Origin of the sequence: Pseudomonas simiae (assembly GCF_000934565.1) — a bacterium.
GTDB classification, from domain to species: domain Bacteria; phylum Pseudomonadota; class Gammaproteobacteria; order Pseudomonadales; family Pseudomonadaceae; genus Aquipseudomonas; species Aquipseudomonas simiae.
Map to the genome: position 1 here is coordinate 5,010,314 of NZ_CP010896.1, position 24,197 is coordinate 5,034,510.

17 protein-coding genes are annotated in these 24,197 nt (G+C 60.8%); 6 read left to right on the forward strand and 11 right to left on the reverse strand.

Going from position 1 to position 24,197, the window contains the following annotated elements; all coding sequences use genetic code 11:
• Nucleotide 1 precedes the first annotated feature (1 nt).
• Nucleotides 2–3,898 (reverse strand): phosphoribosylformylglycinamidine synthase, encoded by a 3,897-nt coding sequence (purL, locus tag PF1751_RS22765; RefSeq protein WP_044287830.1) that lies wholly within the window; start codon nt 3,896–3,898, stop codon nt 2–4.
• 287 nt (nt 3,899–4,185) lie between these two features.
• Between purL and mltF the strand changes: the two genes are divergently transcribed.
• Nucleotides 4,186–5,646: a membrane-bound lytic murein transglycosylase MltF gene (mltF, locus tag PF1751_RS22770; protein ID WP_010207950.1), complete on the forward strand. Its 1,461-nt coding sequence runs from the start codon at nt 4,186–4,188 to the stop codon at nt 5,644–5,646.
• 136 nt (nt 5,647–5,782) lie between these two features.
• Here the strand turns inward: mltF and PF1751_RS22775 are convergent, their stop codons facing one another.
• The 5 genes from PF1751_RS22775 to treP form a co-directional block, all read right to left on the reverse strand.
• Nucleotides 5,783–6,061: a PTS sugar transporter subunit IIB gene (locus PF1751_RS22775; protein ID WP_010207949.1), complete on the reverse strand. Its 279-nt coding sequence runs from the start codon at nt 6,059–6,061 to the stop codon at nt 5,783–5,785.
• A 2-nt stretch (nt 6,062–6,063) separates the two neighbouring features.
• Nucleotides 6,064–8,580, reverse strand: a complete 2,517-nt coding sequence (gene ptsP, locus PF1751_RS22780) for a phosphoenolpyruvate--protein phosphotransferase (RefSeq protein WP_044287832.1) — start codon at nt 8,578–8,580, stop codon at nt 6,064–6,066.
• Nucleotides 8,581–8,764: 184 nt separating this feature from the next.
• Nucleotides 8,765–9,985, reverse strand: coding sequence for a maltoporin (locus tag PF1751_RS22785; protein WP_010207947.1), 1,221 nt, complete (start codon nt 9,983–9,985; stop codon nt 8,765–8,767).
• Between the two features lie 69 nt (nt 9,986–10,054).
• The gene (gene treC, locus PF1751_RS22790; protein ID WP_010207945.1) at nt 10,055–11,701 is read right to left on the reverse strand and encodes an alpha,alpha-phosphotrehalase; all 1,647 of its coding nucleotides are present in this window, start codon (nt 11,699–11,701) and stop codon (nt 10,055–10,057) included.
• A 135-nt stretch (nt 11,702–11,836) separates the two neighbouring features.
• Nucleotides 11,837–13,279 (reverse strand): PTS system trehalose-specific EIIBC component, encoded by a 1,443-nt coding sequence (treP, locus tag PF1751_RS22795; RefSeq protein WP_010207943.1) that lies wholly within the window; start codon nt 13,277–13,279, stop codon nt 11,837–11,839.
• Nucleotides 13,280–13,517: 238 nt separating this feature from the next.
• On the opposite strand from treP, the gene treR reads away from it, so the two are divergent.
• The gene (gene treR, locus PF1751_RS22800; RefSeq protein ID WP_010207942.1) at nt 13,518–14,222 is read left to right on the forward strand and encodes a trehalose operon repressor; all 705 of its coding nucleotides are present in this window, start codon (nt 13,518–13,520) and stop codon (nt 14,220–14,222) included.
• Nucleotides 14,223–14,235: 13 nt separating this feature from the next.
• Nucleotides 14,236–15,006, forward strand: coding sequence for an APH(3')-II family aminoglycoside O-phosphotransferase (locus PF1751_RS22805; RefSeq protein ID WP_021492270.1), 771 nt, complete (start codon nt 14,236–14,238; stop codon nt 15,004–15,006).
• A gap of 163 nt (nt 15,007–15,169) precedes the next feature.
• Here PF1751_RS22805 and PF1751_RS22810 read toward each other — a convergent pair whose 3' ends face one another.
• The 5 genes from PF1751_RS22810 to PF1751_RS22830 form a co-directional block, all read right to left on the reverse strand.
• Nucleotides 15,170–15,727 carry a hypothetical protein gene (locus PF1751_RS22810; RefSeq protein WP_010207940.1) on the reverse strand — a complete coding sequence of 186 codons (558 nt, stop codon included), beginning with the start codon at nt 15,725–15,727 and terminating at the stop codon, nt 15,170–15,172.
• Between the two features lie 340 nt (nt 15,728–16,067).
• A complete protein-coding gene (gene guaA, locus PF1751_RS22815) occupies nt 16,068–17,645 on the reverse strand; it encodes a glutamine-hydrolyzing GMP synthase (RefSeq protein WP_010207938.1) in 1,578 nt (525 codons plus the stop codon).
• A gap of 80 nt (nt 17,646–17,725) precedes the next feature.
• Nucleotides 17,726–19,195 (reverse strand): IMP dehydrogenase, encoded by a 1,470-nt coding sequence (gene guaB / locus PF1751_RS22820; RefSeq protein ID WP_010207937.1) that lies wholly within the window; start codon nt 19,193–19,195, stop codon nt 17,726–17,728.
• Nucleotides 19,196–19,347: 152 nt separating this feature from the next.
• A complete protein-coding gene (locus PF1751_RS22825) occupies nt 19,348–19,896 on the reverse strand; it encodes a hypothetical protein (protein WP_044287834.1) in 549 nt (182 codons plus the stop codon).
• Nucleotides 19,897–20,033: 137 nt separating this feature from the next.
• On the reverse strand, nt 20,034–20,801 hold the full coding sequence (locus PF1751_RS22830) for a sulfite exporter TauE/SafE family protein (RefSeq protein WP_010207934.1): 768 nt from the start codon (nt 20,799–20,801) through the stop codon (nt 20,034–20,036).
• A 99-nt stretch (nt 20,802–20,900) separates the two neighbouring features.
• Here PF1751_RS22830 and PF1751_RS22835 point away from each other — a divergent pair, with 99 nt between their 5' ends.
• Genes PF1751_RS22835 through PF1751_RS22845 form a run of 3 tightly spaced genes read left to right on the forward strand, consistent with a single transcriptional unit; the run spans nt 20,901 to nt 24,006 of the window.
• Nucleotides 20,901–21,791, forward strand: a complete 891-nt coding sequence (locus tag PF1751_RS22835) for a LysR family transcriptional regulator (RefSeq protein ID WP_010207932.1) — start codon at nt 20,901–20,903, stop codon at nt 21,789–21,791.
• A gap of 10 nt (nt 21,792–21,801) precedes the next feature.
• Nucleotides 21,802–23,181 carry an exodeoxyribonuclease VII large subunit gene (gene xseA, locus PF1751_RS22840; RefSeq protein WP_010207928.1) on the forward strand — a complete coding sequence of 460 codons (1,380 nt, stop codon included), beginning with the start codon at nt 21,802–21,804 and terminating at the stop codon, nt 23,179–23,181.
• Nucleotides 23,182–23,184: 3 nt separating this feature from the next.
• Nucleotides 23,185–24,006 (forward strand): M23 family metallopeptidase, encoded by an 822-nt coding sequence (locus PF1751_RS22845; RefSeq protein ID WP_010207926.1) that lies wholly within the window; start codon nt 23,185–23,187, stop codon nt 24,004–24,006.
• Nucleotides 24,007–24,197: the final 191 nt, after the last annotated feature.

The window sequence follows — 24,197 nt, forward strand, 5'->3', positions numbered from 1 at the left end:
CTTAGTTCACCCACACGCGGGCGTTGCGGAACATGCGCATCCAGGCGCCGTCTTCGTTCCACTCTTCCGGACGCCACGAGTTCTGCACAGCGCGGAATACACGCTCCGGGTGCGGCATCATGATGGTCACGCGACCGTCGCGGCTGGTAAGGCCGGTGATCCCGCGCGGCGAGCCGTTCGGGTTGGCCGGGTAGGTCTCGGTGACCTTGCCGTGGTTGTCGACGAAGCGCAGGGCCACGGTGCCGGACAAGTCAGCTTCGAGCAGTGCTTCTTCGCTGGCGAACTCGGCATGGCCTTCGCCGTGGGCGATGGCGATTGGCATGCGCGAACCGGCCATGCCTTGCAGGAAGATCGAGTTGGACTCCTGCACCTGCACCATGGCGACACGGGCTTCGAACTGCTCGGACCGATTGCGCACAAAGTGCGGCCAGAACTCGCTGCCCGGGATCAGTTCGCTGAGGTTGGACATCATCTGGCAACCGTTGCACACACCCAGGGTGAAGCTGTCGTTGCGCTCGAAGAAGCCCTGGAACGCGTCGCGGGCACGGCTGTTGAACAGGGCCGACTTGGCCCAGCCTTCGCCGGCACCCAGCACGTCGCCGTAGGAGAAACCACCGCAGGCCACCAGGCCTTTGAACGCATTGAGGTCAACGCGACCGGCGAGGATGTCGCTCATGTGCACGTCGATCGCATTGAAGCCGGCGCGGTCGAACGCGGCCGCCATTTCCACCTGGCCGTTGACGCCCTGCTCACGCAGTACGGCAACCTGTGGACGAATGCCTTTCTTGATGTAAGGCGCGGCGATGTCCTGGTTGACGTCGAAGCTGAGCTTGGTGCTCAGGCCCGGGTTATCTTCTTCCAGGATCACGTCGAATTCCTGCTCGGCGCAGTCGGCGTTATCACGCAGGCGTTGGATCTGGTAGCTGGTCTCGGCCCACTGGCGTTGCAGCAAGCGGCGCTGGCCGGCAAACACGGTGTCGCCATTGAACGAGATGTTGATCTCGCCGTTGTTGATCGGCTGGCCGATCACCGCCACGCAGTCATCCAGGCCAGCGGCGCTGAATTGGGCGAGGACGTCCGGGGTAGCGTCCTGGCGAACCTGGATCACGGCGCCCAACTCTTCGTTGAACAGGATACCGTTGATTTCGGAGGCATCCTCGGCAACGCTGTCGAGCACGATGTTCAGGCCGCAGTGACCGGCGAAGGCCATCTCGACAACGCTGGTCAGCAAGCCGCCATCGGAACGGTCGTGGTAAGCCAACAGGTGACCGTCGGCATTCAGGCCCTGGATCACGGCGAAGAAGGCTTTCAGGTCTTCGGCGTCATCGACGTCCGGTGCCTGCTTGCCGAGCTTGCCATGGGTCTGTGCCAGGATCGACGCGCCCATGCGGTTCTGGCCACGGCCCAGGTCGATCAGGATCAGATCGGTGGTGCCCTTGTCCATGCGCAATTGCGGGGTCAGGGTCTGACGGATGTCGGTGACCGGTGCGAAACCGGTGACGATCAGCGACAGCGGCGAAGTGACCGTCTTGTCGACGCCGTCTTCGTTCCAACGGGTGGCCATGGACATGGAGTCCTTGCCCACCGGAATGGTGATACCCAGCTCAGGGCACAGCTCCATGCCGACAGCCTTGACGGTGTCGTAGAGGCGCGCGTCTTCACCTGGGTGACCGGCAGCGGACATCCAGTTGGCCGACAGTTTGATGTCGGACAATTTACCGATGCGCGAAGCCGCGATGTTGGTGAGGGTTTCACCAATGGCCATGCGGCCCGACGCCGGAGCGTCGAGCAGGGCCAGCGGCGTACGCTCGCCCATGGCCATGGCTTCACCGGTGTAAACGTCGAAGCTGGTGGCGGTGACGGCAACGTCAGCCACCGGAACCTGCCAAGGGCCAACCATTTGGTCACGGGCCACCAGGCCGGTGATGGTGCGATCGCCAATGGTGATCAGGAAGCTTTTGCTCGCCACAGCCGGGTGGTGCAGCACGCGTTCGATGCTGTCGGCCAGTTCCAGTTGGCTTGGGTCGAAATCATCGCCCAGCTCGGCTTCACGAACCGCAGAACGGTGCATGCGCGGGGCTTTGCCCAGCAGCACTTCGAGCGGCATGTCCACTGGGCTGTTGCCGAAGTGGCTATCCGTCACAGTCAGCTGCGGCTCAGCAGTGGCTTCGCCGACCACGGCGAACGGGCAGCGCTCGCGCTCGCAGATGGCCTGGAAGCGCGCGAAGTCTTCTGCACCAACCGCCAGAACGTAACGCTCCTGGGATTCGTTGCTCCAGATTTCGTGCGGGGCCATGCCCGGCTCGTCGTTTGGAATGTTGCGCAGTTCGAAACGGCCACCCCGGTCGCCATCGTTGACCAGTTCCGGGAAGGCGTTGGACAAACCACCGGCACCGACGTCGTGGATGAAGCTGATCGGGTTCTTGTCACCCAACTGCCAGCAACGGTCGATGACTTCCTGGCAGCGGCGCTCCATTTCTGGGTTTTCGCGCTGTACGGAAGCGAAGTCCAGGTCCGCCGAGCTGGTACCCGTGGCCATGGAGGAAGCCGCGCCGCCGCCCAGGCCGATCAGCATCGCCGGGCCGCCGAGGACGATCAGCTTGGAGCCGACCAGGATCTCGCCTTTCTTGACGTGTTCTTCACGGATGTTGCCCATGCCGCCAGCCAACATGATTGGCTTGTGGTAACCGCGCACTTCATCGCCACGTGGGGTGGTGATCGATTGTTCGAAGGTACGGAAATAACCCGTCAGGGCAGGACGGCCGAATTCGTTGTTGAACGCAGCACCGCCCAGCGGGCCTTCGATCATGATGTCCAGCGCGGTGACGATGCGCTCGGGCTTGCCGTACGGCACTTCCCATGGCTGTTCGAAGCCTGGGATCTGCAGGTTGGACACGGTGAAACCGGTCAGGCCAGCTTTCGGCTTGGCGCCACGGCCGGTGGCACCTTCGTCGCGGATCTCGCCGCCGGAACCGGTGGCTGCACCCGGGAACGGAGCAATTGCGGTCGGGTGGTTGTGGGTTTCAACCTTCATGAGGATGTGCACCGGCTCCTGCACCGCGCCGTATTGGCGGGTCTCAGGGTCCGGGAAGAAACGGCCGGCGACGGAGCCGACGATCACCGAAGCGTTGTCCTTATAAGCCGACAGAACGCCTTCGCTGTGCATCACGTAGGTGTTCTTGATCATGCCGAACAGGCTTTTTTCCTGGCTTTCGCCGTCGATGTCCCAACTGGCGTTGAAGATCTTGTGACGGCAGTGCTCGGAGTTGGCCTGGGCGAACATCATCAGTTCGATGTCGTGTGGGTTGCGCTTCAAGCCGTTGAAGGCGTTGACCAGGTAGTCGATCTCGTCTTCGGCCAGGGCCAGGCCCAGCTCGGTGTTGGCCTTCTCGAGGGCGGCGCGGCCACCGCCAAGCACGTCAATCGCGGTCAGCGGCTTGGGCTCGGCGTGGCTGAACAGACCGCCAGCCTGTTCCAGCTGGCTGACGATGATCTGGGTCATGCGGTCGTGCAGGCTGCTGGCGATCAGCTCGGCTTCGGCATCGCTGAATTGGCCGGCGACGTAGAAAGCGATACCCCGCTCCAGGCGCTGGACTTTCTCCAGGCCGCAGTTGCGGGCGATGTCGCTGGCCTTGCTCGACCAGGGCGAGATGGTGCCGAACCGCGGCAGAACCAGGAACAAGCGGCCGTTAGGCTCTTGAACCGGAACGCTTGGGCCGTACTTCAGAAGGCGTGCCAGCACTTGCTGTTCGTCGGCGGTCAATACGCCGGTAACGTCGGCGAAGTGAGCAAATTCAGCGTACAGGCCTGTAACAGCTGGAACCTTTTGGCTCAGTTGCTCAAGGAGTTTGCTGTGGCGAAAGGCAGAAAGGGCAGGAGCGCCGCGCAGGATCAACATCTTCGGGACAGCCTCGGGAAGGGGGTGTGCTTTGAGGCCGTGCATTCTAGCGTAAACCGCCGCCAACGGCACCCGAAACGCTACCGGTGGCTGCTGCCGGACGTCAGTTGGCTGGATTACACCCCTTTCGAGGGGCCAGGCCGGGCATTCGGCGCAGTTATTTTAACCGTCACAATCCCTCGCCAAGCCCCGTTTCTGCGGGCTGCAGCACAGTTTTGCCGGCGCTAGCAGACAAGACCCGCGCTGTCGAGATATGGCGCCGTGGGCCGTTTGCGTATACTGCGCAGATGTTCTCCCCAACTGCTTTGCGCCCGCGATGCGCCAAATGGCTCATCGCCACCGGACTCTTCCTGATGCTCAGCGCCTGTGTTGATAAACCCAGCACGCTCGAGCGAATCAAGGAGGATGGCGTATTGCGGGTGGTCACCCGGAACAGTCCGGCGACCTATTTCCAGGACCGCAACGGTGAAACCGGTTTCGAATACGAACTGGTCAAGCGCTTCGCCGATGACCTGGGCGTGAAACTGGAGATTGAGACCGCCGACAACCTCGACGACCTGTTCGGCCAACTGGGCAAACCCAATGGCCCGGTTCTCGCGGCGGCCGGCCTGGTCAGCAGCGAACAGCGCCAGACCCAGGTACGTTTCTCCCACCCCTACCTGGAAGTCACCCCGCAGATCATCTACCGCAACGGCCAGTCGCGCCCGACCAACGCGGCAGACCTGGTGGGCAAGAAGATCATGGTGCTCAAGGGCAGCACCCACGCCGAACAACTGGCAGAGCTTAAAAAACAGAACCCTGCGATTGAATACGAAGAATCCGACGCCGTTGAAGTCGTCGACCTGTTGCGCATGGTGGACGAAGGGCAAATCGACCTGACCCTGGTGGACTCCAACGAAGTGGCGATGAACCAGGTGTACTTCCCCAACGTGCGCGTGGCGTTCGACCTGGGCAACGCCAGCAACCAGAGCTGGGCCGTGGCCGCGGGGGAAGACAACAGCCTGCTCAACGAAATCAACAGCTACCTGGATAAAGTCGAAAAGAACGGCACGTTGCAGCGTCTGAAAGACCGCTACTACGGGCACGTCGATGTTCTCGGCTATGTGGGTGCCTACACCTTCGCCCAGCATCTGCAGCAGCGCTTGCCCAAATACGAGAAACACTTCCGCGCCTATGCCAAGGCAGAAAAGGTCGATTGGCGCCTGCTGGCCGCCATCGGTTATCAGGAATCGCTGTGGCAGCCGGCCGTCACCTCCAAGACCGGCGTACGCGGTTTGATGATGCTGACCCAGAACACCGCCCAGGCGATGGGCGTGTCCAACCGCCTGGACCCCAAGCAAAGCATTATGGGCGGCGCCAAGTACCTGGCCAAGATCAAGGACGAGCTGGACGACAGCATTGCCGAACCGGATCGCACCTGGTTCGCCCTTGCCGCCTACAACGTCGGCACCGGCCACCTGGAAGATGCCCGCACGCTGGCCAAGCGCGAAGGCTTGAACCCGAACAAGTGGCTGGACGTGAAGAAGATGCTGCCGCGCCTGTCGCAGAAGCAGTGGTACAGCAAGACCCGCTACGGTTATGCGCGCGGCGGTGAGCCGGTGCATTTTGTGGCGAACATCCGGCGGTATTACGACATTCTTACCTGGGTGACGCAGCCACAGTTAGAGGGTAACCAGGTGGTTGAGGGCAACCTGCACGTGCCGGGTGTGGATAAGACCAAGCCGCCGGAAGATAACCCGCAGTTGTAAGACGCACTCCCAAACACCCTAAGACTAATGTGGGAGCGGGCTTGCTCGCGAAAGCGGTGAGTCAGTCGCTACACAGGCTGACTGATACACCGCATTCGCGAGCAAGCCCGCTCCCACATTTGGATCTCCACTAGGCTTAGAGGCCGGTGATCAGATGCACCACCCCATCTGCCAACACCATACCCCCCGGAACACCCGCAGCCTTTAACGCCGCAGCATCCATCTTCGCCACATCCTGCAACTGCACCCTCACCCGCGTCAGCGCCACGCGCTGCTGCGACTTGAGGTTATCCGCCCCACCCAACGCGTTCAGCACCTCGGCCGACAACAGACTTTGCTTCGGCGCAGTGACGGTCTCGGCAATCAAATCCGGCGTCAGGGCTTTCCAGAATGCCCTCTGTAATTTCTCGAACATGCTCAGTGCTCCACGACAGGTGAGGATTCAACAGTAGCCGCGTGATATTGGCGCAGGGCCTCACGCACTTCGGCGGCTTCTTCCAAGCCCAACACCTGGCGGGCGATGATCTGGCAGTCAGCCAGATCCAGCTCGCGCACAGTGGCCTTGATGGTGGGGATCAACGGCACGCTGACTGACAACTCGTCGACGCCCAGCCCGATCAACACCGGCACGGCCAGCGCTTCGGAGGCCAATGCGCCGCATACGCCTACCCACTTGCCGTGGGCATGGGCGGCCTTGACCGTGGTGGCGATCAGGCGCAACACCGCCGGGTGGAAGCTGTCGGCCTGGTTGGCCAGGCGCGGGTGGTCGCGGTCCATGGCCAGGGTGTATTGGGTCAGGTCGTTGGTGCCGATGGAGAAGAAATCCACATGGGGCGCGAACACGTCCGCCATCAGCGCCGCCGAGGGCACTTCAATCATGATGCCCAGCTTCGGCAACTCAGTGAGCCCCAGTGCCAGCGCTTCCTCCTCCAGGATCTTGCGTGCCAGGTGCAGCTCCGACAGCAGGCTGACCATCGGCAACATGATGTGCAGCCGCGCAAAACCGGCACTGGCGAGGATCGCGCGGAATTGTTCGCGCAGCAGTTGCGGACGCTCCAGGCATAAACGGATACCGCGCAGGCCGAGAAAGGGGTTGGTCTCGGCGTCCATCGGCACATAGGCCAAAGGTTTGTCGCCACCGACGTCGAGGGTGCGCACCACCAGGTTGCGCTCGGTGCCCAGGGCACGGGCGATCGCGGTGTAGGTGCCGGCTTGCTCCTCGGGGCTTGGCGCGCGGTTGCGGTCCAGGTAGAGAAACTCCGAACGCAACAGGCCAACGCCTTCGCCGCCGAGGGTCAGGGCGTGCTCGACTTCCTGCAACGAGGCCACGTTGGCGGTCACTTCGACGTGATGGCCGTCGCGGGTGGTGGCCGGTAGAGATGCCTGCGCCACGTCGCGCTGATGGCGCAGCACCTGGTGTTTGCGGGCGGCCTCCAACTGTTCGATCTCGGCCAGGTTCGGCTCCAGGTGCAGCTCGCCTTTGTCGGCGTCGAGCAGCACCTGCTTGCCATTGGCCAGCGCCAACACCTGGGCCGGAACACCGCAAATAGCCGGCAGGCCCAGGGCGCGGGCGAGGATCGCGACGTGGCTGGTCGCGCCACCCGCGACAGTGACAAAACCCAGCACCTTGCGTGTATCCAGGCTGGCCGTCTGCGAAGGCGTCAGTTGCTCGGCGATCAGGATCGCGCGCTCCGGCAAATCCCAGGCACTGTCCTGAATACCCAGGATCAGTTTCAGCACGCGCTGGCCGACGTCCGCCAGGTCTGCCGCACGCTCGGCGATCAGTGCATTGCCCAACCCCTGGAAGAGCGTGACGGTGGCGAGCGTTGCACTGTTCCAGGCAAAGGCGGCACTCTTGCCTTCCCCCAGCAGGCGGTGGGCGTGTTCCAGTAAGGTCGGGTCTTCGAGCAGCTCCTGATGTGCGCGAAAAATCTCTGCCTGGGCGCTGCCGGCAGCCTTGTCCTGCAACACCTGCAACGCTTCATTGGCGGCGAGCAGGCCACGCGTCAAAGCAGCACGTTCCGTTGCTCCGCCGGTGCCTTGCTCCGTGATGACCAGCTCCGGATCAGTCACTTGAACGACTTGCCCAAACGCCGAGCCCGGCGATGCACACACGCCCCGCAGCAAGGTCGCCGACGACTGCGTTGCGACCGGCTCGGCAACGTTCACCACCGCCTCGCCACACCCTTCAGCCAACAAGGCCACCAACGCCTTGATCGCCGCCTCGGCGTCCTCCCCCGCCGCGCTCACTTGCAAGGTATCGCCCTGCACGGTTTGCAACGCCATGATCGCCACCAGCGATTTAGCGTTGGCGCTCTGGGTTTGCTTGTGCAGGTAAATGCTTGCGTTGAACCCCTTCGCCGCCTGGGCGAACACCGCTGCCGGGCGCGCGTGCAGACCGTTGGCGTTGGGTAAGGTCAGCGGCTTGGAGAACAGCGCATCGCCCTCCTCCTCGTCCACTGCTTCGACGGCTCCACTTGGGGATAACTGCAACAGCGGCTGGCCCGTTTCCACCAGGCCGTCTGCCAACAGGCTGAATGGCTCGCCGCTGACCACCAGCATCAACGTCAGCAAACTGCGTGCATTGAGCGCCACGTAGTCGGCATCGAATTCGATCAGCGGCTGCCCGGCCTCCACCCGCAGGCCTTCCTGCACCAGCCGGGTGAAGCCTTGGCCCGCGAGGTTCACGGTGTCCAGGCCGATATGCATCAACACCTGGACGCCGTTGTCGTCAGTGATACTGACCGCATGCCCACTGTCCTGGATATTGCTGATCACCCCGGCCAGCGGCGCGCAAAGCGTCTGTGACGTAGGGTCGATGCACAGGCCATCGCCGATCAGGCGGCTGGAAAAAACCGGATCAGGCACTTTGTCCAGCGCCAGCAGCACACCCGATAAGGGCGCCAGCAATTCCAGGGGTTGAGTTGTGGTCATGACTTCACCTGCTGTTTTGTTCTGTAAAAATCATTGGGTGGATGTGAGTCCTGGGATGACGAAGATCAAATGTGGGAGCGGGCTTGCTCGCGAAAGCGGTGGGTCATCCAATACATGTGTCGCCTGATACACCGCATTCGCGAGCAAGCCCGCTCCCACATTTAGTCCGCGTACATTTACAGATTTACTTCCACCAGTATTCGACTTGCACGCCAACATTCGACCCATGCCGCGCCGTGCCATAGGAACCGGTGTCGGACAACGCCGAGCCCGCCGCCAATTCATTCGCCGCGCGCTTGGCCGCTTTGTTCCAGGTGGCATAGGTGTAGTACAAACGCACTTCCGGCCTGGCCCAGAACTCCGGGCCTTTGGGCGACCAGGTCGGGGCGAAGGTAAATTTGCTCAGCTTGCGCGTGCCACCGGTGGCGTCGACTTGGTCATGCCCAAGTTCGGTGACCAGTTTGAACTGCTCGCTGATCGCGTAAGCCGGGCGTACACCGAGGGACATCCAGGTCTGATCCTGGCTGCCGGGACGAATATCCTTCTGGTACACCGCCTCGATCTGCCCACCAAAACGCGGGGTTACCTGCCAGTCGAAAAACTCCACGGCGCGGTAACTTTTGCTGCTCTTATCCAGGAAGGTATTGCCGGTATAGCCCAGGCCGGTGCCGGGGCCTTCGCCGTACTGCAGGGCGAACTTGTTCTTGCCACCGAGGAAAGGCTTTTGCACGTGCTGCGCGGTGAGCGCCCAACCACTGTTGGTGTCACGCCCGCCGGCTTTTTCGATGTAGCTTAGACCCAGCTCCAGCTCGCCGCCGGGGTTGGTCTTGAAGCCCGCGACGTTGAAGTCGTGACGGGTGGCGTATTCCTTCTGGTACAGGTTGTCCTTGCGCGAAATAGCGTAGCTGTATTTGAGATCACCGATCAGCACGTCCTCGATACCCCCGCCCGTGGCGCTCTGGTTCCAGTAGTAGAAGTCGGAGATATGGATGTCGTTACGTTTGTAGTAACGCCGGCCGGCCCACAGCGAACCGCCATTGAGGCTGGGCAGGTTGGACCACTGCGCATACATCTGCGGCATGCGCGCCGAGCCGTTGTTTTCGCCCTGGAACTTCAGCGCGCGGTCGTACTTGTTGTAGAGCGATGCCATGGCATCGACGCTGAGCACTGAGCCGTCATCGAGGGTGAGCAGGTCCTGGCGCAATTCCAGCTCGGCGTACTGTTCGCATTCGTTACCCAGACGGTACTTGGTTTGCGCCCCTGGCAGCTGGAAGCATTGCTGTGGGCCGCTGCCCGTCGAAGTACCCGCGCCGCTGCGCAGGTAACCGGCAAATTCCAGGGCTTGAGCGCCGAACGGCAGGCCCAGACAAGACGCAACAAGGCCCAGCTTTATTGTTGTTTTCATGAAGCACTCCGATATTTTTATTATGGTTTTTGAAGCGCCCCGTGCTCCCACACGGGGTTGCAGCGGGTCTCAATCCGTGAGGTGCAGCACAAACGATTCGTAAGGACGCAGCGTGACCGTGGCGGTACGTTGCGGGCAGTCGGGGTAGTTGCTGATCAGCACGCGCTGTTCGCGGGCCGGGTTGATCACGTTGTCCGGCAGTTGGATTTCGCAGGGCGTGCCGTAGAAGTTGTTCAGCACCAGCAGGCGCTCGCCATGGCCTTCACGCAGGTACGCCCAGACCCGCAAGTGGTCTTGCAGCAGTGGGCGGTAAACACCTTCCTGGATCAGCGGTTCGTGACGACGCAAGGCAATCAGCGCGCGGTAGTGATGCAGCACCGAATCCGGGTCATCCAGTTGGCTTTCGACGTTGATCTGCGCCGCGTTGGCCGGAATGCCAATCCAGGGCTCACCGGTGCTGAAACCGGCGTTTTCCCCGGCATTCCACTGCATTGGCGTACGCCCGTTATCCCGCGACTTCTGCATGATCGCCGCCATGCTTGACGCCTCGGGCTCACCGGCATCGCGCTTGAGGCGGAAGATGTTCAGCGACTCCACGTCACGGTATTGCTCGATCCTGTCAAAGCCCGGATTGGTCATGCCCAGCTCTTCGCCCTGGTACACATACGGCGTGCCCTGGAGGAAGTGCAGCGCAGTCGCCAGCATCTTCGCCGAGACCACACGATGCTCGCCGTCATTGCCGAAACGCGAGACCACCCGTGGCTGGTCGTGGTTACACCAGAACAACGCGTTCCATCCACCGCCGGCCTGCATGCCCAGTTGCCAGTCGGTGAAGATCTGCTTGAGTTGCAGGAAGTCGAAATCCGCCTTCACCCACTTTTGCAGGTTCGGGTAGTCGACTTTCAGGTGATGAAAGTTGAAGGTCATCGACAGCTCTTTCGACTCCGGCCGCGAGTAGCGGATGCAGTGCTCCAGGCTGGTGGACGACATTTCGCCGACGTTGATCAGGTCATGCCCTTCGAAGACTTCGCGGTGCATTTCCTGCAGGTATTCGTGCACGTTCGGGCCGTCGGTGTAGAACCGGCGGCCGTCAGTGTTGTCCTCGGGAAAATCGGCGGGCTTGGAGATCAGGTTGATCACGTCCAGGCGGAAACCACCCACACCCTTGTCGCGCCAGAAGCGCATCAGCTTGAACACCTCGGCGCGCACCTTGGGGTTGTCCCAATTGAGGTCGGCCTGGGTGTGATCGAACAGGTGCAGGAAGTACTGGCCGGTCTGCGCCTCGTATTCCCAGGCCGAGCCGCCGAACTTGGATTCCCAGTTGTTCGGCTGGTCGCGCCAGATGTAGAAGTCGCGGTAGGGGTTGTCGAGGCTGCTGCGCGCCTGCTGGAACCACTCGTGCTCGATGGACGTGTGGTTGACCACGATGTCGAGCATCAGCTTGATGCCACGCTTGGCCGCTTCGCTGATCAGCAGATCGCAGTCAGCCATGGTCCCGTAGCTGGGGTCGATGGCGTAGTAGTCGCTGATGTCGTAGCCGTTATCCCGTTGCGGCGAGCGCAGGAATGGCGTGATCCAGAGGCAGTCGACACCGAGCCATTTGAGGTAGTCGAGTTTGTCCACGATGCCCAGCAGGTCACCGGTGGCGTTACCCGCGTGGCTGTGGAAGCTTTTGGGGTAGATCTGGTAGATCACCGAGTGTTGCCAGTCTTGCATGGTGGGTTCCTTCAGTAGAGTTGTGTGCTGGCCTTCAGGGCCCCTTCGCGAGCGAGTCGAGTCGTCGCACCGCCGCGCCCACAGGTTGGAATGCATTTCAAATGTGGGAGCTGGCTTGCCTGCGATAGCAATCGATCAAGCGACGCGATACCCCGGCCGAACAATTTTCATGCTCAACCCACAGGTCAAAACAAACGGCACCACCATCGCGATGACCATGCCGATCACAAACACCGCAATGGATTGCGGCACGATCGAGATAAACCCAGGCAAGCCCCCCACCCCAATGGCCGACGCCTGCACCTTGTTCAGCGCGAGGAAAATGCTGCCCAACGCCGAGCCCACGAGGGCCGCATAAAAGGGAAATTTGAAGCGCAGGTTCACCCCGAACATCGCCGGTTCAGTGATGCCGAAGTACGCGGAAATCGCTGAGGTGGACGCCATGCTTTTGTCCCGCGCATTGCGGGTGGTGTAGAACACCGCGAGCGCGGCGCTGCCCTGGGCCAGGTTGGACATGACGATCATCGGCCAGATGAAGGTGCCGCCCTGGGTGGAGATCAGTTGCAGGTCCACGGCGAGGAACATGTGGTGCATGCCGGTGATCACCAGCGGGGCGTACAGCAGGCCGAAAATCGCCCCGCCCACCATCGGCGCCAGGTCAAACAGGGTGACCACGCCTTCGGTGATCAGGATGCCGAGGTGACGGGTCACCGGACCGATAATGGCCAGGGCGAGCACGCCAGTGACGACGATGGTGGTAATCGGCACGACCAGCAGTTGAATCGCATTGGGCACTCGCGCCCGCAGCCCTTTCTCAATCACGCTCATCACATAGGCGGCCATCAGGATCGGCAGGATCTGCCCCTGATAACCCACTTTCTCAATCTTGAACCAACCGAAAATATCGAAGTACGGCAGGCTCTGGCCGTCCAGCCCGGCGACCGCCTTGCCGTAGTTCCAGGCGTTGAGCAAATCCGGATGCACCAGCATCAGGCCAAGCACGATGCCGAGGATTTCACTGCCGCCAAAACGTTTGGCCGCCGACCAGCCCACCAGCGCCGGGAGGAACACGAACGAGGTGTTGGCCATCAGGTTGATCAGGCTCCACAGGCCATCCAGGTTCGGATAGGCCTCCAGCAGCGTCTTGCCCTCGATGAACATGCCCTGGGCGCCCATCAGGTTGTTCACACCCATCAACAGGCCGGCAATGATCAGCGCAGGCAGGATCGGCATGAACACGTCGGAGAACACCCGCACCAGACGCTGCATCGCGTTGGTCTTGTCGGCGCCCTTCTTCTTCACGTCGGCGATGGTGGCGGCGGCGAGGCCGGTCTGTTCGCGCAGGGCGGCGTAGACCTTCTCCACTTCGCCGGGGCCGATCACCACCTGGAACAACCCACCGGTGAAGAACGACCCCTTGACCAGGTCGACCTGGTTCAGTGCGCTGCTGTTGACCAGGCTCGGGTCCTTGAGTGCCAGGCGCAGGCGGGTAACACAATGGGCAGCTTGCTCAAGATTGTCGCTGCCCCCGAGGTTCTCGAGAATCTCGCGGGCGATGGTCGAATAGTCGTGGCTCATGCTTGGTTTCCACTTTGATTTTTTTATTGGGGGACAGTCATTGGCAGCACGCCGAGGCCAAAAGTACTCGTCTGTACGAGTTAAAGCAACAACTCGTCTGTACGAGTTACACTTTGTTTATTTTTTGTAGGACAGCGCATCGCTGCAAGCCGCATAAAGCCAAGGGTCTAATGGACAAACACCCTCTCTGCCACTAAGGTTCCTGCCTTGACCGCAACCCCGGCAAAGAGCCATCCCCATGAGCAAATACAACCAGATCTATACGGATCTGCTTGCCAGCATCACCACCGAACGCCTGCAGCGCGGCACACGCCTTCCCTCCGAAACCGAACTGATGGACAGCTACCAGGCCAGCCGAGGCACCGTGCGTCGGGCCATCGAGCAGTTGCAGGAGCGAGGGTTTGCGCAAAAGATCCACGGCAAGGGTACTTTCGTGTTGTCGCCCAACCCGATCGAGTTCCAACTGGGCGGTATCGTCAGCTTCCACGAAACCCACGCCGACCTGGGCGATGACGTGCACACAGAAGTGGTCGAATTCACTCAATTCCCGCTGGAAGGTTCACTGCTGCAACACATCGAAGCAGAACCCGGCACCCTGATCACCCGTATCAAACGGGTACGGCGCATCGGCGGCAAACGGGTGATCCTCGACATCAACCACTTCGTGGCCGACGTGATCCCCGGCCTGGACCGCTCGATTGCCGAACAGTCGATCTACGCCTTTATCGAACAGACATTGCAGCTGCAAATTGCCTACGCCCAACGCACCATCGAAGCCCTGCCACGCGGCAAGGACGACCAGACCCACCTGGACCTCGAAGGGCAGAGCCATGTGATCGTGGTGAGTAACCAGACGTTTTTGCAGGACGGGCGGCAGTTCGAGTACACCGAGTCGCGGCATACGTTGGATAAGTTTTATTTTTCGGACATTGCGCGTCGGTAAGCCGGAAACATCCATGAAAATTCCAAACAAATGGCGTGAACAATACCCTCATGCGCTCATTGAGCAGCAAGTCATCGGCGAATCGCGCGCAGATGTCTTTCGCCTGCGCCAGGACGACGGCACGGACCTGTTCCTGAAGTCCGAACCCCTTGAGGAACATGGTGAGCTGGCAGACGAAATCGAGCGGCTTCGGTGGCTGCGGCAAGTTGATCTGCCTGCGCCTGGGGTCCTGGATGAAGTGAAAGAAGACCATCGCCATTGGCTGCTGATGACCACCGTGCCCGGACAGAACCTGGCCAGCGCCAACGAGCTTTCTGCCGCGCAGGTCATCCACATACTGGCGACAGCGCTGCGTACGTTGCATCAGCTTCCTGTCGCACTTTGCCCCTTCGATCACTCACTTGATCAACGTATCACCCGCGCCCGGGAACACGTCAGCGCGGGGCTGGTGGACGCGTCGGACTTTGACGACGAGCGACTGGGGCGAAGTGCCGAGGACGTGTTTGCCGAACTGTTGTCGACCCAGCCAAAGACCCATGATCGGGTCGTCACCCACGGCGACGCCTGCCTGCCGAACTTCATGACAGCCGATGGTCGCTTCAGCGGTTTCATCGACTGCGGTCGCCTGGGGATCAGTGACCGTTATCAAGACCTGGCCCTGGCAGCGCGAAGTATTGAACGCAACCTGGGCCAGGCATGGGTGAAGCCCTTTTTTCAGGTGTATGGTGTGGAGCCCGATGAGCAGCGTCTGAAGTTCTATTGTTTGCTGGACGAGTTTTTTTGACTTGGCCTGCAGCCTGAAACACAAAACCCCGGCACCTGGCCGGGGTTTTGTTATTCAACGCTCGCCTGAGTACTGCATCACTCTCGCGGCGTGGTCATCGACGGTAGCGCGTCGATAACACCCCATCACGCTCAGCCTTTGCCTCTCAAGGATCTCTGCGCAGTCAGTTTGCGCCGGCATCTTTTTTCGGAACGCCAATGGTCTTGCGCTCACCCGTTGCGGAGACTTCGTACACGTTCATGACCCACGTGTCGGCGATCACGGTTTCAACCACGTAATTTTTCTTCGCTTGCGGGGTGAATTGCTGCGCAACAGGCTGCTCTTTGTCGAACGGCGTAGGCATGGGAATACCGTTAAAGGTAAACGGTTTGTCCTTGACCTCCCCTTTCACGAACAACGTTTTGTCCGCCTCGACCAGCTTACTGACGCTGTCAGTACCACCGCCGATTTTCTTCAGATAAGCCGGTATGCGCTTGAAGTAAGCAGAGTCGTAAACCCGCTCCCCCACGCTCACAAATCCAGTATTGGCATACCCGTACGTGTAACTGACAGGACGATCACCCTCACCGCCTATGGTACGGAAAGTCACGCTGGCTTGATGGTCATTCATGGCCAGTGGAACGACCGGCTCTGAAGTAAGATCACCCGCCTGACGGCTGCTGCAGCCAGTCATGATAAGAGCGAAAGTGATCGCGAGCGGAAACGCCAAAGAAGTTTTCATTCGATCCCTGAATAGTCTAAAAGAAGGCCTTTGTAGAGCCATCTGCAGAGTGAAAGTTCCACATACGCCCGAGCTGACCGAGCCTACGGAATCCAGCCTGACGAAGATGCAAAACGCCCTCAAGCTCGGTTTCGCTGGGTGACGTGTGCTTCGTCAGCCGCACTGAAAAAATCTCAGTCCCGATGAGCGGCGCAGCGGCTGCCAATGAGACAGCACATCTATATAAAAATGTGCCTTGAAGGATTCGGGCTGGCGCAGCTGGCGGAGATAATGTTTAACGCCTGTACCGACAAAAACAAAAGCCCGCTTTACGCGGGCCTTTGTGTAGTGCGATGAGGGATCACTCCCACTCAATCGTCGCCGGCGGCTTGCTCGACACGTCATAGGTCACGCGCGAAATGCCTTCGATTTCATTGATGATACGGCCGCTGACAGTTTCCAGCAGTTCGTACGGCAGGTGTGCCCAGCGGGCGGTCATGAAGTCGATGGTTTCCACGGCACGCAGGGCCACGACCCAGGCGTAACGACGGCCATCGCCGACGACACCAACGGACTTGACCGGCTGGAACACCACGAAAGCCTGGCTGACTTTGTGGTACCAGTCGGCTTTGCGCAGTTCTTCGATGAAGATGTGGTCGGCGCGACGCAGCAGGTCGGCGTATTCCTTCTTCACTTCACCGAGGATCCGCACGCCCAGGCCTGGGCCTGGGAATGGGTGGCGGTAGACCATGTCGTACGGCAGGCCCAGCTCCAGGCCCAGACGGCGGACTTCGTCCTTGAACAGTTCGCGCAGCGGCTCTACCAGCTTGAGGTTCATTTCCTCAGGCAGGCCACCCACGTTGTGGTGGGACTTGATCACATGGGCCTTGCCGCTCTTGGCGCCGGCCGACTCGATCACGTCGGGGTAGATGGTGCCTTGGGCGAGGTACTTGATGTTGTCCAGTTTGCTGGACTGGGCATCGAACACGTCAATGAAGGTACGGCCGATGATCTTGCGCTTCTTCTCCGGGTCGGACTCGCCGGCCAGGTTGTTGAGGAACTGGTCCTCGGCGTTGGCGCGGATCACCTTGACGCCCATGTTCTCGGCAAACATAGCCATCACTTGCTCGCCTTCGTGCAGGCGCAGCAGGCCGTTGTCGACGAACACGCAGGTCAGTTGATCGCCAATGGCTTTGTGCAGCAGGGCGGCTACCACGGAGGAGTCAACGCCGCCGGACAGGCCGAGCAATACGTTGTCGGTGCCGACCTGGGCGCGCACCTGGGCGATGGCGTCTTCAGCGATTTTCGACGGGGTCCACAGGGCTTCACACTCGCAGATGTCGAGGATGAAGCGCGACAGGATGCGGCCGCCTTGCTTGGTGTGGGTCACTTCCGGGTGGAACTGCACGCCGTAGTAACGACGTTCGTCGCTGAACATACCGGCGATCGGGCAGCTCGGGGTGCTGGCCAGGATGTGGAAGTCTTCCGGCATCTTGGTGACTTTGTCACCGTGGCTCATCCACACGTCGAGGCCGAACAGGCCGTCGGCGTCGATGTGGTCTTCGATGCCGTCCAACAGGCGGCTCTTGCCAACCACGTCCACACGGGCGTAACCGAATTCACGCAGCTCGGAGCCTTCCACCTTGCCGCCCAGTTGCTCGGCCATGGTCTGCATGCCGTAGCAGATGCCGAACACCGGTACGCCCAGGTCGAAGACCGCTTGCGGGCAGCGCGGGCTGTTGGCTTCGTGCACGGATTCTGGACCACCGGCGAGGATGACGCCTTTCGGTGCGAATTCGCGGATCGCTTCGTCGTCCATGTCGAACGGATGCAGTTCGCAGTACACGCCGATTTCACGCACGCGGCGGGCGATCAGCTGGGTGTACTGGGAACCGAAATCGAGGATCAGGATGCGGTGGGCGTGAATGTCGAGGGCCATGAAGTCAGTCTCGTCTAATGAATCAGAAACAACTCGGGGCTGAAGAACAGCCCCGGTTACTTAACATTTTGCTGGAAGCTTCAACCTACGCGGTAGTTTGGCGCTTCCTTGGTGATCTGCACGTCGTGGACATGGGATTCAGCCATGCCGGCGCCGGTGATCCGTACGAACTCTGGCTTGGTGCGCATTTCTTCGATGTCGGCGCTGCCGGTGTAGCCCATCGAGGAACGCAGGCCGCCCATCAGTTGATGGATGATCGCGCTCAGGGTGCCTTTGTACGGCACACGGCCTTCGATGCCTTCCGGTACGAGCTTCTCGGCGCCTGCCGAGGAGTCCTGGAAGTAACGGTCGGAAGAACCTTGCGCCTGGGACATGGCGCCCAGCGAACCCATGCCACGGTAAGCCTTGTAGGAACGGCCCTGGAACAGTTCGATCTCGCCTGGCGCTTCTTCAGTACCGGCGAACATCGAGCCCATCATCACACAGGAAGCGCCGGCCACGATGGCCTTGGACAGGTCACCGGAGAAACGGATGCCGCCGTCGGCGATCAACGGAACGCCAGTGCCTTCAAGGGCGGCGGCGACGTTGGCGATGGCGCTGATTTGCGGCACGCCCACACCCGCAACGATACGCGTGGTGCAGATCGACCCTGGGCCGATACCGACCTTGACGGCGTCCGCGCCCGCTTCGGCCAGGGCCTTGGCAGCAGCGCCGGTGGCGATGTTGCCGCCGATCACTTGCACTTCAGGGAAGTTCTGTTTGACCCAACGCACGCGGTCGATCACGCCTTTGGAGTGACCGTGGGCAGTGTCGACCACCACCACGTCAACACCGGCAGCGACCAGGGCCGAAACACGGTCACCGGTGTCTTTACCAGTGCCGACCGCCGCGCCGACGCGCAGACGACCTTGGTCATCCTTGCTGGCCAGTGGGTAAGCCTTGGCTTTTTCGATGTCGTTGACGGTCATCATGCCTTTGAGGGCGAACTTGTCGTCGACGATCAGCACGCGCTCGATGCGGTGCTTGTGCAGCAGTTCGCGCACATCGTTCTTGTCGGCGCCTTCCTTGACAGTGACCAGACGCTCTTTCGGCGTCATCACTTCACGGACAGTGACTTCAAGACGGTTCTCGAAACGCACGTCACGGGAAGTGACGATGCCGACCAGGTCGCCATCGTGCAGCACCGGAACGCCGGAGATGTTGTGCAGACGGGTCAGGTCGAACAGGTCACGCACGGTGGCGTCGGCTTCGATGGTGATTGGATCTTTCACCACACCGGCTTCGTAACGCTTGACCTTGCGCACTTCGGCAGCTTGCTGCTCGATGGTCATGTTCTTGTGGATGATGCCGATGCCGCCTTCCTGAGCCATGGCGATGGCCAGACGGGCTTCAGTGACGGTGTCCATGGCAGCGGAAACAAGAGGAATATTCAGCTCGATGCCACGGGTTAGGCGGGTCTTGAGACTGACTTCGTTAGGAAGCACCTCGGAATAACCGGGCACTAGGAGAATGTCGTCGAATGTCAGAGCTTCTTGGCTGATACGCAGCATCGCGGGGGCTCCCGAGCGGGAAAATGGAAGCGCGCCATTATATACATGCACCCTGTCGGGCTCAATGTAAAACTCTGACAAACTTGGTAATACTGATAGATGGAGAAAATCTGCTGCCTTTCTGTCGGCGCGAGCTCGCACCTACAGACAGATTAAAGCTCGACTTTGACCCAACTCATCTTCTGGTCCAACCAATCGGCAAATTCGTCGATAAAGCTCTGCTTGAACCCCGCTTCTGCCCAGTTATTGAAGATGAATCCCAAGTTGGAAAACCCGCATTCCTGCAGGAAAAGAAACCCGTTGATGTCGTCTTCATGCCCACACAGCGGGCACGTGAAGTTGTCGGTGTGGCCGGGCATCCAGTCTTCCAGGCTTTCGAACAGCGCTTCGCCGACTTCCTTGCGGCATTCCGGGCAACCGGCTTCTTCGAGAAAGCCCTTGGCCGGCGTGTAGATGCAACGCTTGTAGATGATCTCCAGGCCGTTGATCGGCTCGTTGAACGGCAACGCCTCGGGGTACAACACCACAGCGCGGGCGCCGTCGGCCAAGGCATAGGCCATGCGGTTGCCGGTGCGGCCACAGGTGGTCAGCTCTTCCTTGATGATGTTCTTGCGCACCAGCCAGCGCACGATCGCCCGGGCGCGGGGTTCGTGGACGGGCAAGGTGGAGATTTTCGGAACAAGGATGCTTTGGGAATTCATGGGAGTCCTGCGGTGTGGCGTCTGACGCCATCGCGGGCAAGCCCGGCTCCCACGGTTGATCGCATTCCAGTGTGGGAGCCGGGCTTGCCCGCGATGGGGCCCTGAAGGCTGGCAGCTTAATCCCTGCTCCACACAGGTCAAGTACTCAAATACCGTCCAATCAATGCTATGCCACTGGCAAGCACCAGCCAGGTCACCAACCGCACAAACGCCTCGCGCGACATGCGCATCGTCAGCCTGCGCCCACACCACAGCCCCAGGGCCATCGCCGGCAACAGGCACAGCGCCAACATCAGCAGCGGCAGATCCGCATACACCCCGGCAACCAGGAACAGGCTCAGGCGCACCACCGTGCTGCAGCTGATCAGCGCGCTTTGCGTGGCACGCGCCGCGTCCTTGGGCAGGCGGCTGTTCAGGTAGATCGCATATAAAAAGCCACCACTGCCAAACAGCGCCCCAAACAACCCGCCAACCGTACCCATGGGAATCGACCAAGCGCTCGCGAGCTGCGTCGGTCGCGCTTTCACCGCCAAGCTGTAAATCGCGTAGGCACTGATAAACAGCCCCATCAATAGCAGCAATAGATCCGAGTGCAGATTGAGCAAAAACACCACGCCGAGTGTGCAACCGATAGCCATGCACGGCAGCAAGCGCAGCAATTCCGGTTTGTTCACGTCCCGCCGCGATTGCAGCAAGTTGCCAAACGCCGCGACAAAATCCAGCAGCACCAGCAGTGGGATGATCTTCGACAGCGGCATAAACAGTATCAGGATCGGCCCCGCGACCAGCGCTGTGCCGAAACCGGCGATGCCAAACACGATGTAGGCCACCACCACACCCACGCCGATCACCAACCAATCCGCACCACCAAACGACCACTGACTCATCAGCTCAACCGGGCTCATGGGTAATTCCTTATTAGAGATGGCCTTCACTTTAGCCAGCGGCCAGGGATGCGACTAATATCTTCAAAGCCCTCCACCCATCTCGAAAAGGCATGACGCGTGATATCCACCCGCCAACTGCGTTACTTCGTCGAAATTGCCGACAGCGGCAGCTTCAGCGCCGCCGCCGAGCGCCTGTTTGTGGCGCAGTCAGCCTTGAGCCGGCAGATCAAAGAGCTCGAAACACAGTTGCAAACGCCACTGTTCGAGCGCACTGCACGCCAACCACGACTCACTGCGGCAGGTGAAGCGTTCTACCCGCGAGCACGCAATCTGCTGAGCGAACTGCTCAAGGCCAGCGAGATGGCGACGCAGGTAGGTAATGGCGAACGGGGGACGCTGCGCCTGAGCCATTCGAGCACGGTGCCGATGAGCGGTCCATTGCTGCAGGGTATCAGCACCTGGCTGGAACGCTGCCCAGGGGTGTCGATGGATATCGTCAAACTGTCCTCCGAAGCGCAGCTGGAACAGATCGCTGACGGTCGCCTGGACGTTGGGCTATTGCGCCTGCCCGTGTTGCGCCAGCGCGAAGGCGTACGCGTCGTGCCTTTATATAGCGAGCAGCTGTTGCTGGCGGTGCCGCCGAATCACGCACTCGCGCGCAGCCATTCGCCTATCGCACTGGAGCAGTTGAAGGACGAAGCGTTCATCTCGATTCCCCATCCCCAGCGCGGCGGCTTGAGTTATCTGTCAGCCGAATTGTGCATGCGTGCAGGATTCTTCCCCAAGGCCGCACGGGTGATGTCACGCAAGACCACCCAATTGCAGTTGATCCAGGCCGGCTTCGGTATTGCCTTGTTACCAAAATCCATGCAGGACATCGCCCCCACCAACCTGCACTTTTTGCCCCTGGCCGACCCGAACTGCCTCAGCACCGTGGCCCTGGCCTGCGTACAGACGCCAAGCGCGCTGGTGGAGCAATTCTGCCAAACCTTGCACGAATGCCTATAAACTGCCGCCCATGATTAAAGATCCTTTTGCCCGCCTGGGCCTGGACCGCGAAGTCCTGACTGTCAGCCAGCTCAACGGCCGTGCGCGGGTGTTGCTGGAAGACGTGTTCACCAATATCTGGGTCGAAGGCGAGATCTCCAACCTTGCCCGCCCGGCCTCTGGTCATGTGTATTTCACCCTCAAGGACAGCGGCGCGCAGGTGCGTTGCGCGCTGTTTCGCAACAACGCCGCGCGGGTGCGTCAGGCGTTGAAAGATGGCCTGGCAGTGAAGGTGCGCGGCAAGGTTTCGCTGTTCGAGGGCCGGGGTGATTACCAGCTGATCCTGGATACCGTGGAGCCCGCCGGTGATGGAGCATTGCGCCTGGCGTTCGATGCGCTGAAGGAAAAACTCAGCGCCGAAGGCTTGTTCAGCGCCGAACGCAAAGTGCCGTTGCCGGCGCACCCTCGGCGCATTGGCATCATCAGTTCGCCGACTGGCGCGGTAATCCGCGACATCATCAGTGTGTTCCGGCGTCGCGCACCCAACATTGAACTGACACTGATCCCGACCGCCGTGCAAGGCCGCGAAGCGATCCCGCAAATTGTGCGCGCATTGAAACTGGCAGATGCGCGTGGCTTCGATGCGCTGATCCTGGCCCGGGGCGGCGGTTCGCTGGAAGACCTCTGGTGTTTCAACGAAGAAGCAGTGGCCCGTGCGGTGGATGCTTGCGTCACGCCAATCGTCAGCGCTGTCGGGCATGAGACCGATGTGTCCATCAGCGACTTCGTGGCCGACGTGCGCGCCCCGACGCCCTCCGCTGCAGCGGAATTGCTCGCGCCGGACGCCAGCCATCTGGTGCGCCAAGTCGAGAACCTGCATCGCCGCCTGGTGATGCTGATGCGCAACCGCCTGAGCCACGACCGCCTGCGCCTGGAGGGCATGGCGCGACGTTTGCGTCACCCTGGCGAGCGCCTGCGCCAGCAAGCCCAGCGCCTGGATGATCTGGACATGCGCCTGCGCCGAGCTTTCGAGCGCAGCCTCAATACCCGCCGTGAGCGCCTGATCCGCCTGGAAACCCGCCTCGCCGGCCAACACCCTGGCAGGCAACTTGCGCTGCTGCGCCAACGCCTGGACAGCCTCGCCGAACGCCTGCCCCGCGCCATGCGCGAAGGCCTCAAGTCGCGGCGCCTGCAGCTGCAAAGCCAGATGCAGACGCTGCACGTGGTCAGCCCGCTGGCGACCCTGGGCCGTGGTTACAGCATCCTGCTGGACGAACGCGGCCAGGCCATTCGCAATGCCGCCCAAACCCACACCGGCCAGCGCCTCACCGCACGTCTCGGTGAGGGCCAATTGCAAGTGCGGGTGGAAGACAACCACCTGACACCCGTCACCCTTTCGTTATTGGACTAACTGATGCCACGTCTCTTTAGTGTGTTGATGCTGCTGTGCCTTGCCTTTAATGCTCATGCCGATAGCTACATCATCCGCACCTTGAACAAGCCGGTGCCGGGTGGGGTTGCCGTGGTCGAACTGGGCCCTTCCGCCGCTGCGCCCAAAGCCACGTACCAGGGCAAGCCGGTGTTGGTGGTGAAGGAGGCGGACAACTGGCTGGCGATTGTCGGCATTCCGTTGACGGTCAAGCCCGGCAATGAACGTATCACCAGCGGCGGGCGCAACCTGCCGTTTATCGTCGGCTACAAGAAGTACCCCGAACAGCGCATCACCCTGAAAAACAAAAGCCAGGTGAATCCCGACCCGGCGCAGCTCAAGCGCATCGAGGCGGAACTGGCGGTGCAGATCAAGGCTTACCGCAGTTTCAGCCCGAACCTGCCGAGCAACTTGGTGTTGGACAAACCCGTAAACGGGCCACTGTCGAGCAAGTTTGGCGTGCGGCGGTTCTTCAACGGTGAGGAGCGCAACCCCCATTCAGGCCTGGACTTTGCCGTGCCGGCCGGTACACCGATCAAGACGCCGGCCAACGGTAAAGTGATTCTGGTGGGCAACTACTTCTTCAACGGCAATACCGTGTTCGTCGACCACGGACAGGGCTTTATCAGCATGTTCTGCCACATGTCGAAGATCGACGTGAAAGTCGGTGATCAGCTCACGCGTGGCACGGTGGTTGGCAAAGTCGGCGCCACGGGCCGCGCGACCGGGCCGCATATGCACTGGAACATCAGCCTGAACGATGCACGGGTCGACCCGGCGATCTTTATCGGCGCGTTCCAGCCCTGAAATGCTCGATTGCGCGCCTGATAATGGGCGCGCAATTAAAACCAGCCCTCGACACATCCTCAGGCACAAAATCTCGTTTCCTACGTAGATAGCAGAACTTCTCTCAATTTTTCGCGACTGCTTGCCATCTTTCACCCCGGCGGTTAGGGTTGAGCTTATGAAAACCTCTCACACCCTCATTCAGCTCCGCC